12 protein-coding genes and 2 pseudogenes are annotated in these 12,394 nt (G+C 67.9%); all 14 read left to right on the top strand.

Going from position 1 to position 12,394, the window contains the following annotated elements:
* Positions 1 to 540 precede the first annotated feature (540 nt).
* Positions 541 to 1,161: pseudogene (locus tag NLX86_RS33760) on the top strand (tyrosine-type recombinase/integrase); the annotation flags it as partial.
* A 79-nt stretch (positions 1,162 to 1,240) separates the two neighbouring features.
* Positions 1,241 to 1,567 carry a helix-turn-helix transcriptional regulator gene (locus tag NLX86_RS33765; protein ID WP_254375643.1) on the top strand — a complete coding sequence of 109 codons (327 nt, stop codon included), beginning with the start codon at positions 1,241 to 1,243 and terminating at the stop codon, positions 1,565 to 1,567.
* Entirely contained in the window at positions 1,539 to 3,170 is a 1,632-nt protein-coding gene (locus NLX86_RS33770; RefSeq protein WP_254375644.1) for a hypothetical protein, read from the top strand. Before NLX86_RS33765 ends, NLX86_RS33770 begins: the two co-directional genes overlap by 29 nt.
* A gap of 16 nt (positions 3,171 to 3,186) precedes the next feature.
* Positions 3,187 to 3,747, top strand: coding sequence for a hypothetical protein (locus NLX86_RS33775; protein ID WP_254375645.1), 561 nt, complete (start codon positions 3,187 to 3,189; stop codon positions 3,745 to 3,747).
* A gap of 100 nt (positions 3,748 to 3,847) precedes the next feature.
* Positions 3,848 to 4,261, top strand: a complete 414-nt coding sequence (locus NLX86_RS33780) for a hypothetical protein (RefSeq protein WP_254375646.1) — start codon at positions 3,848 to 3,850, stop codon at positions 4,259 to 4,261.
* Between the two features lie 215 nt (positions 4,262 to 4,476).
* A complete protein-coding gene (locus NLX86_RS33785; RefSeq protein ID WP_254375647.1) occupies positions 4,477 to 4,902 on the top strand; it encodes a hypothetical protein in 426 nt (141 codons plus the stop codon).
* Positions 4,903 to 5,133: 231 nt separating this feature from the next.
* Complete coding sequence (locus NLX86_RS33790) at positions 5,134 to 5,523, top strand: hypothetical protein (protein ID WP_254375648.1); 390 nt, start codon at positions 5,134 to 5,136, stop codon at positions 5,521 to 5,523.
* Between the two features lie 84 nt (positions 5,524 to 5,607).
* Positions 5,608 to 6,189 carry a hypothetical protein gene (locus tag NLX86_RS33795; RefSeq protein ID WP_254375649.1) on the top strand — a complete coding sequence of 194 codons (582 nt, stop codon included), beginning with the start codon at positions 5,608 to 5,610 and terminating at the stop codon, positions 6,187 to 6,189.
* 401 nt (positions 6,190 to 6,590) lie between these two features.
* Complete coding sequence (locus NLX86_RS33800; RefSeq protein ID WP_254375650.1) at positions 6,591 to 7,064, top strand: hypothetical protein; 474 nt, start codon at positions 6,591 to 6,593, stop codon at positions 7,062 to 7,064.
* Positions 7,061 to 8,068 carry a bifunctional 5,10-methylenetetrahydrofolate dehydrogenase/5,10-methenyltetrahydrofolate cyclohydrolase gene (locus NLX86_RS33805; RefSeq protein WP_254375651.1) on the top strand — a complete coding sequence of 336 codons (1,008 nt, stop codon included), beginning with the start codon at positions 7,061 to 7,063 and terminating at the stop codon, positions 8,066 to 8,068. The genes NLX86_RS33800 and NLX86_RS33805 overlap by 4 nt, the downstream gene beginning before the upstream one ends.
* A gap of 29 nt (positions 8,069 to 8,097) precedes the next feature.
* Positions 8,098 to 9,264, top strand: a complete 1,167-nt coding sequence (locus tag NLX86_RS33810) for an amidase (protein ID WP_254375652.1) — start codon at positions 8,098 to 8,100, stop codon at positions 9,262 to 9,264.
* Positions 9,265 to 9,850: 586 nt separating this feature from the next.
* Positions 9,851 to 10,816, top strand: coding sequence for a DUF4158 domain-containing protein (locus tag NLX86_RS35245; RefSeq protein ID WP_374214025.1), 966 nt, complete (start codon positions 9,851 to 9,853; stop codon positions 10,814 to 10,816).
* Between the two features lie 84 nt (positions 10,817 to 10,900).
* A pseudogene (locus NLX86_RS35250) lies at positions 10,901 to 11,863 on the top strand (transposase); the annotation flags it as partial.
* A gap of 263 nt (positions 11,864 to 12,126) precedes the next feature.
* On the top strand, positions 12,127 to 12,327 hold the full coding sequence (locus NLX86_RS33820; RefSeq protein ID WP_254375653.1) for a hypothetical protein: 201 nt from the start codon (positions 12,127 to 12,129) through the stop codon (positions 12,325 to 12,327).
* The last annotated feature ends 67 nt before the right edge of the window (positions 12,328 to 12,394 follow it).

Consider the following 12,394-nt stretch of genomic DNA (forward strand, 5'->3'; position numbering starts at 1 on the left):
TACATCGCCACCTTGCCACGGAGCGTTCCTCCGCTCCACGTGACCGCCGGGGCGCCCGACAAGGTCGCGGTGCTCTGTGGCCTTGTGACGTAACTTCGGGATTCTTGAAGCGTTCTCACCTCGTCCGACCGATCCGCAGTCGGGCCGAAGGTGAGGAGGCTCGGGTTGGCGGCGCTGGCAGTCGTACGGGACCTGCGTGAGCACTGGGCACCCGTGTCGGCGGAGGAGCTGGAGCGGTTCGAGACCGACGTGCTGTCCGGGTTCGTCCTTGCGCGGGCCTCGGCGGGTCTGGCGGACGGCACGATCCGTGGGGACGTCGGGCACCTGGACCAGATCAGGTCCTGGTTCGGCCGGCCCCTGTGGGACATGGAGCCCGCTGACGCTGACTCGTACTTCGGGAAGGTGCTGCGGAACTCTCCCAGCGGCACCCGGCTGGCCCGGTCGCAGGCGCTGACGACGTACTTCATGTTCCTGGAGCTGCGGCACAAGGTCGAGCTCCACCGGATGACCGGCCGGGTCGTTGAGTGCCCGATCGACGAGATGAACCGGCCGCGTGGGGCCAAGGACGCCCACCTACGGATCCCGCCGAGCGAGCCGGAGGTCGGGACACTGTTCACGGGCTGGGGCGGCGAGCTGGCGACGTGCCGCAAGTTCGCCCCTACCGCCAGGAACTACACCGCCTCGAAGCTGATGTCCCAGGTCGGCCTGCGGGTGAGCGAGGCATGCAAGCTCGACCTGGCCGACATCAAGTGGGACCTGGGCCGCTTCGGCAAGCTCCACGTTCGCCACGGCAAGGGCGCCCGTGGATCGGGGCCGCGTGAGCGGATGGTGCCGCTAATCAACGGCGCTGATCGGACGCTTCGGTGGTTCATCGAGGACGTCTGGGGCCAGTTCGACGACGATCACACACGCCCTGGTGCCCCGCTGTTTCCCTCCGAGCGCAAGAGCACCGATGGCTCCTCCCGCCGGGTGGGCGACGACGCCCTGCGAAGCGGGCTCAAGGACGCGGCCAAAGCGCACCTGCCGGGGTGGGGCGAGACGCTGACTCCGCATGTCCTTCGGCACTTCTGCGCGTCCCAACTCTATGGAAACGGGCTTGACTTGCTCGCAATCCAGGAGGTTTTGGGGCACTCCTGGATCGCCACGACCATGCGATACATCCACGTCCAGCAGACCCGGGTTGAAGATGCCTGGGTCGCCGGGACGGAACGGGCCGCGAAGCGGCTGGAAGGACGGTCCGATGAGGTGGAACCTACGGCTGACCGCCGCGAACAAGGGCGTCTGGAAAGCCTCCGAGCTCCAGCGGAGCCTGGCAGAGCACGGCCTGGTGATCTCGGCCGGGAAGATGTCCGGACTGTGGTCCGGCCAGCCCGTCTCACTCAAGCTGGAGGACCTGGACGTCATTTGCGTCGCCCTCGGCTGCGAGATCAGCGATCTGCTGATCCCCGAGCCGGAGAAAGTCCGGCGCCCCGGCGAGGAGACCGGCCTGCAGGCCGCCGTTGCGGCTGGCCCGGCCCCGGTGGTGGTTCCGCGTCGCCGTGACGGCCCGTCTCTGCCGCCGATGTGATGGCCTACGTTCTGCCGGCGGGCAAGTGCAAACCGCCAGCCAGTTGCCCGACCTGCTTGGCTGGGGCGTGCTGCCCGGCCGAGCCTGCGGCGCATGCGAGAGTTTCCGCCGCAACGAGGAGCCTGCCGAGTGCAGCGGCTGTCGGCGAACAGTGCGGTTGAAGAAGGGGTACTGCCGTCTGTGCTGGCATCAGGCGAGCCAGGACGCCAGGGGGCAAGTCACCGTCTTGGACCCCTACTTGGAGAAGGTGCAGCATCATCAACTGTTTTTCACCAACCTCCACCGTCCGCGTCAGCCCGGCCCTCCCAGAGGTAAGCAGGGACGACGTCGGGGTCGCCCGCGCCACCCCGACCCGGCCCCCGCCCACCGGCCGGTCTCCGGCTGGCTCCAGCCGCCGCTGTTCGAGGCCCGCCGAGATCTCACCCGGTTCAATCGCCAGGAACATGCCCGGCTCGACAACCCGTGGCTGGCCTGGGCCCGGCATACCGCACAGCGTCTCGGCGAAGCGCACGGCTGGCCTCGCGGTGTCCGCCTCGACGTCGGCCGAGCCCTGGTCATCGTGCTGTCCGGCCATGTCAGCGGCGAAGTCGTGCGGCACTCCGAGATCTTCCCGGCCCTGCGATCCCGCGGGCTCAGCGTCCAACGCACAGTGGAAGTACTCGCCGACATCGGCGTCTTCCAAGACGACCGGACGCCGTCGTTCGAACAGTGGCTGGAGCGCAAGCTCGAAGGCATCGCCCCCGGAATCCGCCGCGACGTGGAGCACTGGGCCCGCCTCCTGCACGACGGTGGCCCCAGGTCCCAGCCCCGCGACGAGGCCACGGTCTGGGGCTACCTCAATCGGATCCGTCCCGTCCTGCTGGAGTGGTCTGTCCCCTACGGCCATCTGCGCGAGGTGACGCGCGACGACGTCCTCACCCAGCTCGATGCCCTCCACGGCAGCCAGCGACGGCACACGCTCATCGTGCTGCGGTCGCTGTTCGGCCGAGCGAAGAAGAGCGGCACCATCTTCAAGAATCCGACCAGCCGCATCCGCGTTGGCCAGCACGAGTACGGCATCCTCCAACCCCTGGAGCCCGAGCACGTCAACAACTCCGTTGCCGCGGTCGCCAAGCCGGCGGACCGGCTGGTCCTCGCGCTCGCCGCGGTGCACGCCGCGCGATCCGGTGCGATCCAGCGCCTCCAACTCGACGACCTTGACATCGGCAATCGCAAGCTCGTGATCGACGGCCGGGTCCGGCCTCTGGACGCGCTGACACTGCACGTCGCCCGCGAGTGGCTGGACCACCGACGCTGCCGCTGGCCCGACACCGCTAACCCGCACCTGCTGATCAACAAGTTCACCGCCTTGGGCACCGGCCCGGTCAGCGCGGTCTCCCTGACCACACCGCTTCGCGGCCAGGCCGCCACCCTGGAACAGCTCCGCGTCGACCGGCAGCTCGAAGAAGCCCTCGCCCATGGCCCCGACCCCCTCCATCTCGCCGAGGTCTTCGGACTCGATGAGAAGACCGCGATGCGCTACGCGGACTCCGCACGAGCCTTGCTGGTACAGGCCGCTGAACAGCAACTTCGACGAAATCAGCTCGACCAGGACACCCCGTGAAGGGAATCATGGGTGGGTGACGTCGACCGAAGCAGCAGCAAGTGCCCTTCAGGACCATGCCGCCCTCTGGAGCACGGGAGAAGTACGGGCACGCGACGTCGTCAGCGCAGCCTGTGATGCGCTCGTCGCCGGGCTCGACAGCCCCGGGCTTCGAATCCTAGCTGCCTGCACACGTGCTGAGGCGGACTACGACGTGCACGAATTGCTCCCCGAGGCTCTCGAAGAGCTCGGCCTCACCTTCTATCCAGTCGCCAGCGATGCCGGCAAGGAAGCCGCCGTGCGCGCGCTCGCACGCCGCATGCTCGCCGGCGAGCTGTCACCTCGGGAGTTCACCTTCCGGATTCATCAGCACCACGGACACGAACTCGCACTTACGGAACAGCTGGCCGAACTCGACGACGAGTACGACACCCTCGAATACGGCGACAAGACAGCGGCACAGATCGATGCCGAGGTCACGGCCGAAGCCCGCCGCCTCGCAGCCCACCCCACGTTCCCGCCGAACCCACGGACACGCCGAGCTGATGCACACAGATCGACCCGCGAGTTCCCGCTGAACAGGCTTCAGTTTGACTGAACCCACCGGACTCTAGGGGTGCCGGTAAGAACCATGCCAACAGCCGCAAACGGCGACTTCGCCCGGCCCCCGGCGCGGGAGTGCGCCGAGGGCTGCCGGTGTGACTACCTCATCGCCGCAGTCGCCGCCTATGCAGCCGGTCACGCACAAGCCCGAGCTGCACACCGTGGCGCAGTCGACTCGATCCACCGTGCGGGGCGACTACCTGCGGCCGCAGACCGTCAACGAGCGGGTCAAGCACTGGTTCTCCGCGGCCGGGCTCGTCGCCGACGGTCGGCCCGTGTCCTCCCACGGACTTCGCGCGGGCGCCGCCACCGATCTGAGCATGAACGACACCACCGACAAGGAGATCGCCGAAGCCGGGCGCTGGCGCCCCGACTCCCCGATCCCGCAACTCGTGTACGTCCGCCCCGCGCAGGCTGCGAAGCGCGACCCGTTCAGCAAGATCCCTCGGCACGGCACCGACGTGACAACTCCGTCGCGAAGCAGGGGGCTTGAGGAAACTCAGACGTAAACCGGCGCCAGCATCACGCGCCGAGCGTCGAAATTGCGTCCGTTGGCAGCCTTATTCAACTGTTGCCGCTTCAATATCTGATCGGCATGCGGTGGCACATAGTTCTTCTCTGTATGACGATTGGAATGGAGTGCAAGGGGCGTGGCGCATCGCCAAGAGGTCCCCAGGCGTGCTGGATGGGTAATTCACCAGTCAACAGAGAAAATGGTGCGGTCATGGCCAAGAACGTTATCGTGTCGCTGGTCGGCATCAAGGGCATCGCCACCGGCGACGACCCCGGGTTCAACCTCGAAATCTACGGAGACCTATTCGCCAGGCGCGTGTTTGTCAACGAGGTGGGCGAGTTCCATCCGTTGGAAACCCACCACCTGTGGCACAGGAACGACACTGACCGAATCCAAGTCACCGAGGGCTCGACCCACACAATCAACAGCAGTTCGCCCCAGTTTGCCATCCATCCCGGAGAGTTTCTGTGGATCGGTGGCCACCTGGCCGACCATGACGAGTTCAGCAACAACGACAATCTGGGCTTCATCGACAAGAAGATTCCCCACGATTTTATCCAGTCAGGTCCGGCAGGCGTCGTGTTCCAGGAGAGCGAGCAGATTGTGGAGGCCAGGTATAACATTCTGGTCTCGTAAGCCGCGCATCGCCGGCAACGTGTCCATCAGTACCTCCGCCGACTTTTTCGTCGAGGCCGTGGCCGGCACCACCCGCCACGCGGTCGCCACTGTGACCCGCGTCGGTGGGTGGCAGGCGCTGCCTGAAGCTCCGTCGGCGCCGTGCACCCAACAGGTCCACATTCGCGGTGACGCCGAAGCTCAGCGTTCGTGCGGCACTTTAAAGTGGACCTCTCATCGGGAGCCGACGGCATGTTCAGCGGGAAGTTCTACATCGTTCAGAGCAATGGGCAAGGCTACGAGCTGAACGTGGACCCGCCTGGAAACGGCGGCACATTCACCGGCACAGCCACCGTGAGGTGGAACAGCATCCCCCTCGGTACGAAGACCCTCACCATTCCCATTGATGGGGGATTCTGGACTTCGGAGGACCATACCTCTTGGATCGTAGACGTGGGGAAGGCCGAAGGAGACGAGGCACAGTTCGCTCACTTGTATCCGTACGCGAAGCGGGCCCGGTACAACGGCTTCCTCAGCCGCGTCATTACTGGCAATGGAAGCGACATGTGGTCCGGAGTGATGGTGGACTTGGATAACATGGCCTCCCAGGCAACGTGGATTGCGGACGGGCCGTACCAATAGCGCCGTCCCGATGGCAGCACGGCCCTCTCCCAGCGGCTCGCCGCTCCACTGTCCGCAGCCGCCGCCTGCTACCTGTCGTTGTCCATGACCGACGCGCACCGGCCGCTGCTCGACGCCTCTCCGATCACGGAGCAGCCCAACGACGCGCGCCCCCGGCGAGGAGGCGCCGGGCGCAACGCGGAGATGAGCGCGCTCGACGACGCGTACGTCCGGCTCGTCGACGAAGGCCTGGAGGTCCACGTCCCCAGCGTGAAAGGACGCCCGCCCCGGGACGTCGTCGTCGCCTACGGCGAGGATCCCAACACCTGCCCGGTGCGCTGCTGGAACGCGTGGCAGAAGGCCAAGCTCGCTGCCGGCGCGGCACCCGACGGACCGGCCTTCCTGTACGTCGACCAGTGGGGCAACCTCGGGACTTCCGGACGGTTGTCGCCGGACGGCTGCGGCCGTGCGATGGCCCGCGCCGCGAAGTACGCGGGCCTGACCGGACGGCGGATCACCGGCCACTCCGGTCGCCGCGGACTGGTCACCACGGGCCGCAAGAAGGGCAAGCGCGCCGAGAAGCTGCGGGCCCAAGGCGGGTGGTCCGCCAACAGCCCCGTCTTCTGGGAGTACGTCGACGAGGGCGAGAAGTGGGAAGACGCCGCCACCGACCAGATCGGACTGTGACCAGCCCCCGGACCCGACCCAGGTATCGCACGACCCCGTGAGGAGCAGGAGAACGCCGTGCCCGTCGACTAGGCCACGCTCTGGCAGGAACTGAACCCGCGTCAGCAGTTCTATCTCAAGACCGTCTACGAGGAGGACCAGCACCGGGAGGCCGCACGGTGCGGCCGCCAGGGGCCACTGGGACCCCCGTCCGGCCGCCGAGTGGCGGACGATCGACGCCTACCACGAGCTGAGCACAAGCAGTCCGGCAGCAAGGGCGTGGAGACCTCCGGCTGACCAACCAGCCCGCCCGCGTCCGTGTAGGTCCGCCACCGCCTGCATCTGCCTGCGGCCGCAGAACCGCTGCGGACCTACGGACCGGGTCCACACGATCGATCGCAAAAACTTTCGAAGGAGATCACATGGCTCATCGCATCTTGAGGGACAAGACCGCGCAGGCGGTCGTGACCACGACGCTCGTGACCTGGCGGCACGCGCTGGGGCGCGACGCCTTCTGCCTGGCACGGCTCGTCCGGCCCTTCGCCGGGACGACGGCGGCGGTCGTGCTTTCGGAGGTCGCGGAGAACCCCGACGCACTCGGCATCGCGGCCGACTTCCCCAGCGCAGCGACCGCGGCCTGGGCGGTCCTGGGCGGCCCGGCGGCCGAAGTGGACCTGACGCGTCTGGCGTGGTTCGCCCACCACGGGCCGTTCTCCTCCTACGACCCGGCCGGACCGGAGACGTTGACCGAAGTCACCCTCTCCTTCGACGGCGCGCGCTTCGAGGGAGACCTGATCGGACACCGCCTGCTGGAGCCGGAACCCGCCGACAAGCTGCTCTGGTCGTGGCGCCTGGAGCCCGTCGACGAAGCCCTGGCCCGGCTCGGCCGCGTATGACCCGCCAGCTGTCAGGCCGGGACCTACTGCGCTCCGTCCGCGAGGACTTGGCGGACTACCGAGCGCGCATCGAGCCCGCCAAGTTGCGGGTGGCCGTCATACGCTTCCTGCCCACCGACACCGACCCGCCCGAGTGGGCCCAGCGCATGCAGGCCTCACGCGTATCGGCCGAGCAGAAGGTCCGGGCCTTCACCCACCTCGGATTCGCGGTCGACCACGTCGTGCTGCCGGGTACCGTGTCGGCCGCCGAGTTCGCGGCACGGATCGACGCCTGCAACGCCGACCCGGCGATCCGTGCCGTGATCGTTCAGTTCCCGCCGCCCGCCCGTCTGACCGCGCTCGTGCAGCGGCTCGACCCGGCCAAGGACATCGACGGCCTCCTGGGAGACCGCTCCCTACAGCGGGCCTGCGCGACCGCGGACGGCATCAGCCGCATCGTCGCGGCCTTCGACTCCGGCGCCATCGTCGCCGTCGTAGGGGCCCGCGGGTTCGTCGGCAGCGGAGTCGTACGCCTCTTGGAAGACCGCGGCACCACCGTCGTCCCGCTCGACCAGGGCGACGACCTGAGCCGGGCCGCCCGCGCGGACATCGTCGTCTCCACGGCCGGCAGCGCCCACCTGCTCACGCCCGAGCACATCCGCCCCCACCACCGGGCGGTCGTCGACTCCGGGTTCAGCCCGCAGGCCGACGGCAGCGTCGCCGGCGACATCCACCCCAGCGCCGCGGGCCTCCCACAGAACATCACCCCGGTCCCAGGCGGGGTGGGCCCGGTAGAGATGGCCGTGCTCATGGAGCGCATCGTCCGCCAGGTCGCCGACTCCGACCTTCAGTCCTGGGTGTTCCCGAAGTTCCCCTACGTGACCCAGAGGACCTCCGCAGCCCGAATGCGCAGCACGGGCCGCGCACCCGGCACGTCCTCCAAGCACCAAGCCGCCCCCGATCACGGCGCCGCTCCCCGGCACACCCAGAGCACCGACAAGAAGCGCGGCGGCCCTGCCCGCTGACGACCGATGAGAGAGCGGGGGATGATCCGATGCTCGACGATCACCTGTACGCGTCCCTGTCTGCCACCGAGATCGCCGACCTGGTCAACCACGGCAAGGCCACGGCTCGCGATGTCGTCGACACCGCGCTGGCGCTGTGCGCCGACCGCGACGGCGCCCTGCGCGCCTTCACGGCCATCTGGGCGGACTCGGCGCGCGCCGTGGCGGCCGAGGTCGATGCCGCGGTAGCCCGGGGGGCCCGCCTGCCGCTGGCCGGGGTACCGATTGGGGTCAAGGCAAGCGAAGGTGCAACCTCGTTCCAGAACCAGCGCCTGGTCGCCGCCGGATGCGTGCCGATCGGCGCGACCTCCGTCCCCCGCTCCGGCACCGGCTGGCAGACCTACGGCTTCACCGAACGCGGCCCCACCCTCAACCCCCTCAATCCCGCATGGTCGCCGGGCGGATCATCGGCTGGGTCCGCGGCCGCGGTCGCCGCCGGTCTCGTGCCACTTGCCACAGGATCCGACGGCGCCGGATCGGTCCGTATCCCCGCCGCCTGGTGCGGCATTATCGGCTTCAAGCCCACCAACGGGCTACTGCCCTCCCGGGACCGCGCCGGACTGAACACCCCCGGCGTACTGACCCGCACCCCGCACGACGCCGCCGCCTACCTCAGCGCCGTCGCCCCCACCAGCACACCCCTGCCGCTGGTCAGGAGTCTGACGGTGGCCTGGACGCCCACGCTGGGGTACGCCGCCACCGACCCCGACATCGCCGACACCGCCCGGCGGGCTCTGCACCGGATCGCACAAGCCGGGCTGTGCACCGTCGTCGAGCGTTCGGTGGAGCTGCGCGATCCGGCTCCGGCCTGGACCGCCCTTCGCGCCGGTTCTCCCGCCCCGGACACCGAAGCCCTGGTCGAGGCCAACGAGCAAAGCCTGCGAGCAGTCTTCGACCAGGTCGACATCATTGCCACCCCCACCACACCACACCCCCCACACGGCAACGACGGCCCTGGATCGCGCATGAGCGTGGCACTCACTTGGGCCTTCAACCTCTCCGGCCATCCAGCGCTCACGCTGCCTGCCGGAAGTACACCGGACGGCGAGCCGGTGGGCCTCCAGCTGGTCGCCCGCCACCACGCCGACACCGTGCTGCTCGACGCAGCGGCCCGGCTCAGCGGCCACGAGGCCACGGAGGGTGGGCAGTGGCGCTAAGGGGTGCTCTTCCGCATGCCTCCCTCACCCGGGCCAGGAAGAGAAATCGACATGGCGCGGCCCCGAAATCCACCCCGATCAGCGAGCTGGCCAAGCCCGGAATCCGGCGCAACCGCCTGTTGGTAGGCAACCGGAATACGGCGGACATGTGCCGTTGGGGGCATCACTCCATGTGAGAGGGCCTCTTCGCTGTGGGATGTCGAGAGCGACCGTTTACCGACGTTGATTCCCGGCGCGGGTTCTCGACACTGGGCGACCTGCGGAAACGCCCGCACCGCTGTCAATGCCTGAAGTCGCTTGCACGGATGGCCGGACTCGTCTGCACTGGCGTGATGTGGTGACGTCATGTCCGGTTGAGGAACACCCCAAGGGCAAGCCTCTTGCTTGTCCTCTCGGCTGATCCTCACGACCGTGACGTGGACCAGCCCGTTCGTTGTCACGTCGAAAGTCGCTCAATAGGCCCTGTTCTCGTATAGCTACGGCGAACGGACATGTAGCGCTGTGTGACTGCTGTGGTCGTCGTTTCCCCTCGCTGGGCGTCTCGTTGAGCTGAACGAGTGACCTCGGGGTGGGGCGGAGGGTACGGGTGCGGCAGGACTGGGAGCCGGAGGACCTGATCGAGGTCTGGACGCTGCTCGAAGACGACATGAAGCGGGTGCGGAACAAGTCGGGGGCGACTCGGCTTGGGTTCGCGCTGTTGCTGAAGTTCTTCGAGGTGGAGGCCCGGTTCCCGGAGTCGGCCAAGGAGGTGCCGGCCGCCGCGGTGGAATACGTGGCCCAGCAGCTGAAGGTGCCTGCGGAGGCGTGGGCGGACTACGACTGGCAGAGCAAGGCGATCCAGCGGCACCGGGGTGAGATCCGGGCGGCGTACGGGTTCCGGGCGAACACCGAGGAGGACCAGGACCGGCTGGCCGCGTGGCTGGCGACCGAGCTGTGCCCGGTGGAGCTGTCGCGTGACCGGCTCGCGGCGGCGGTGGTGGCCCGGTGCCGCAACGACCACATCGAGCCGCCGACGCCGGGGCAGGTGCGGCGGCTGGTGGGCAAGGCGGTCAAGGACTTCGAGAAGCGGTTCTGCCGCAGCACGCTGGACCGGCTCAGCCACGCGACCCGCTCGCGGCTGGAGGACCTGGTCGCGGGCGACGGCACGGAGGAAGGCGCCGACGGCGACGGCGCGACGGCCGGGGGCGGGCGGTCGCACTTCACCGAGCTGAAGACTGACCCCGGGGCGCCGGGGCTGGAGAGCCTGCTGGCCGAGGTGAACAAGCTGGAGCGGGTGCGGCGGCTGGAGCTGCCCGCGGACCTGTTCGCCGACGTGTCGGACAAGCTGGTGGACGCCTGGCGGGCGCGCGTCGAAGGAGTACCCGGCGAACCTGGAGCGGATGAAGCCGCCTCGGCGGCTGACTCTGCTGGCCACGCTGTGCCATGTCCGGCAGACGGAGATCACCGACTCCCTGGTGGACCTGTTCATCCAGCTAGTGCTGAAGATCAACACCCGGGCGGAGCGGAAGGTCGAGAAGGAACTGGGGGCCGAGCTGAAGAAGGTCCGCGGTAAGGAGGCGATGCTGCTGCGGGTCGCGCAGGCGGCACTGTCGGAGCCCTCCGGCACCGTGCGGCGGGTGATCTTCCCCGTGGATGGTGGGGCACCGGCACCGCCTGCGCCTCCGACAGCCGCAAGTTCGGCTCCTGGTCCTCGAACCTGATGACCGAGTGGCACCAGCGTTACCGGGGCCCCGGCGTGATGATCTACTGGCACGTCGAGCGGAAGTCGGTGTGCATCTACTCCCAGCTCAAGTCCTGTTCGGCCTCCGAGGTCGCCTCGATGATCGAGGGCGCGCTGCGGCACTGCACCGACATGGAGGTGGACCGGCAGTACACCGACACCCACGGTGCGTCCATCGTCGGCTTCGCCTTCGCCCACATGCTCGACTTCAAGCTGATGCCGAGGCTGAAGAACATCGGCTCCGCCCGGCTGTACCGGCCGGCTGCTGGGGAGGACGACAACTGGCCCCACCTCGCGCCGGTGCTGTCCACCAAGACGATCAACTGGGACCTGATCCGTCAGCAGTACGACCAGATCGTGAAGTACACCACCGCCCTGCGCCTGGGCACCGCGGAGGCCGAGCAGGTCCTGCGCCGCTTCACCCGCGGCGGCCCGAAGCACCCCACCTACCAGGCGATCGAGGAACTCGGGCGGGCCGTGCGCACGGCGTTCGTCTGCGACTACCTCGCCGATGCCGAGCTGAGGCAGGAGATCCACGAGGGCCTTCAGGTCGTGGAGAACTGGAACAGCGCGAACAAGGACCTCTTCTACGGCAAGGACGGCGACCTCGCCGGGCAGGACAAGGAGTCCCAGGAGGTGTCCATGCTCGCCCTCCACCTGCTCCAGTCCGCCCTCGTGCACGTCAACACGCTGCTGATGCAGCAGGTCCTCGCCGACCCGAAGTGGGCCGACACACTCACCGACGCCGACCGGCGGGCGCTGTCCCCGCTGTTCTGGACACACGTAAACCCCTACGGCCGGTTCGAGCTGGACATGAACAGCCGCCTCGACCTTGACCTGATCGCTCGGGCGGCGGCGGGGCCGCGGCCCCGCCTATGACTTCTCACGGCCGCGACCTCGGCGGAATTGACGGACCGTGACTGCGGCGGCGGTCAGGGCGGTGGCTCGATGTCTCGTGGAACGCGCCCAAGCTGCGGCTGGAGTGGTACGGATACGTGAAGTGGCGGCTACGAGTCCTATATGGCCTATTACGCGGTGCGCCCTACGTTGCGGCGTGTGAGTCTGATTGCACCTCGCGTGGATTTATAACGCACGTGACCTGCGATGTACTCCGTCATGAGAACTGGCGAAAGGATCATCAGATGGCTGACTTGGTCTTCGAGGACAAGGATGCATCGGGCAAGGTAGCCATCGCTGTATTTCGTGAGCAGGCACCGTCGGCAGAGGCCCATTTCTTCGACTTTAGTTGCTCTGTTCCTGGAGACATGATCGTGGTCGGTGGTGGCGGGATCGGGGCGAGGACGCCACAGGGAGCGCTGCTGACTGCTTCGTACCCTAGATGAATGAGTCCAAGGGATGGCCTGCGGACATAGGACGAGGGCGTCCAATGTCAGTGTGTGAAGACAGACC

Origin of the sequence: Streptomyces sp. A3M-1-3 (genome assembly GCF_024213665.1) — a bacterium.
Taxonomy (GTDB): domain Bacteria; phylum Actinomycetota; class Actinomycetes; order Streptomycetales; family Streptomycetaceae; genus Streptomyces.

Coding starts and splice junctions, on each gene's coding strand:
- NLX86_RS33765 (WP_254375643.1), top strand. CDS start 1,241: ATGAGGTGGAACCTACGGCTGACCGCCGCGAACAAGGGCGTCTGGAAA.
- NLX86_RS33785 (WP_254375647.1), top strand. CDS start 4,477: ATGGCCAAGAACGTTATCGTGTCGCTGGTCGGCATCAAGGGCATCGCC.
- NLX86_RS33790 (WP_254375648.1), top strand. CDS start 5,134: ATGTTCAGCGGGAAGTTCTACATCGTTCAGAGCAATGGGCAAGGCTAC.
- NLX86_RS33795 (WP_254375649.1), top strand. CDS start 5,608: ATGACCGACGCGCACCGGCCGCTGCTCGACGCCTCTCCGATCACGGAG.
- NLX86_RS33800 (WP_254375650.1), top strand. CDS start 6,591: ATGGCTCATCGCATCTTGAGGGACAAGACCGCGCAGGCGGTCGTGACC.
- NLX86_RS33805 (WP_254375651.1), top strand. CDS start 7,061: ATGACCCGCCAGCTGTCAGGCCGGGACCTACTGCGCTCCGTCCGCGAG.
- NLX86_RS33810 (WP_254375652.1), top strand. CDS start 8,098: ATGCTCGACGATCACCTGTACGCGTCCCTGTCTGCCACCGAGATCGCC.
- NLX86_RS33820 (WP_254375653.1), top strand. CDS start 12,127: ATGGCTGACTTGGTCTTCGAGGACAAGGATGCATCGGGCAAGGTAGCC.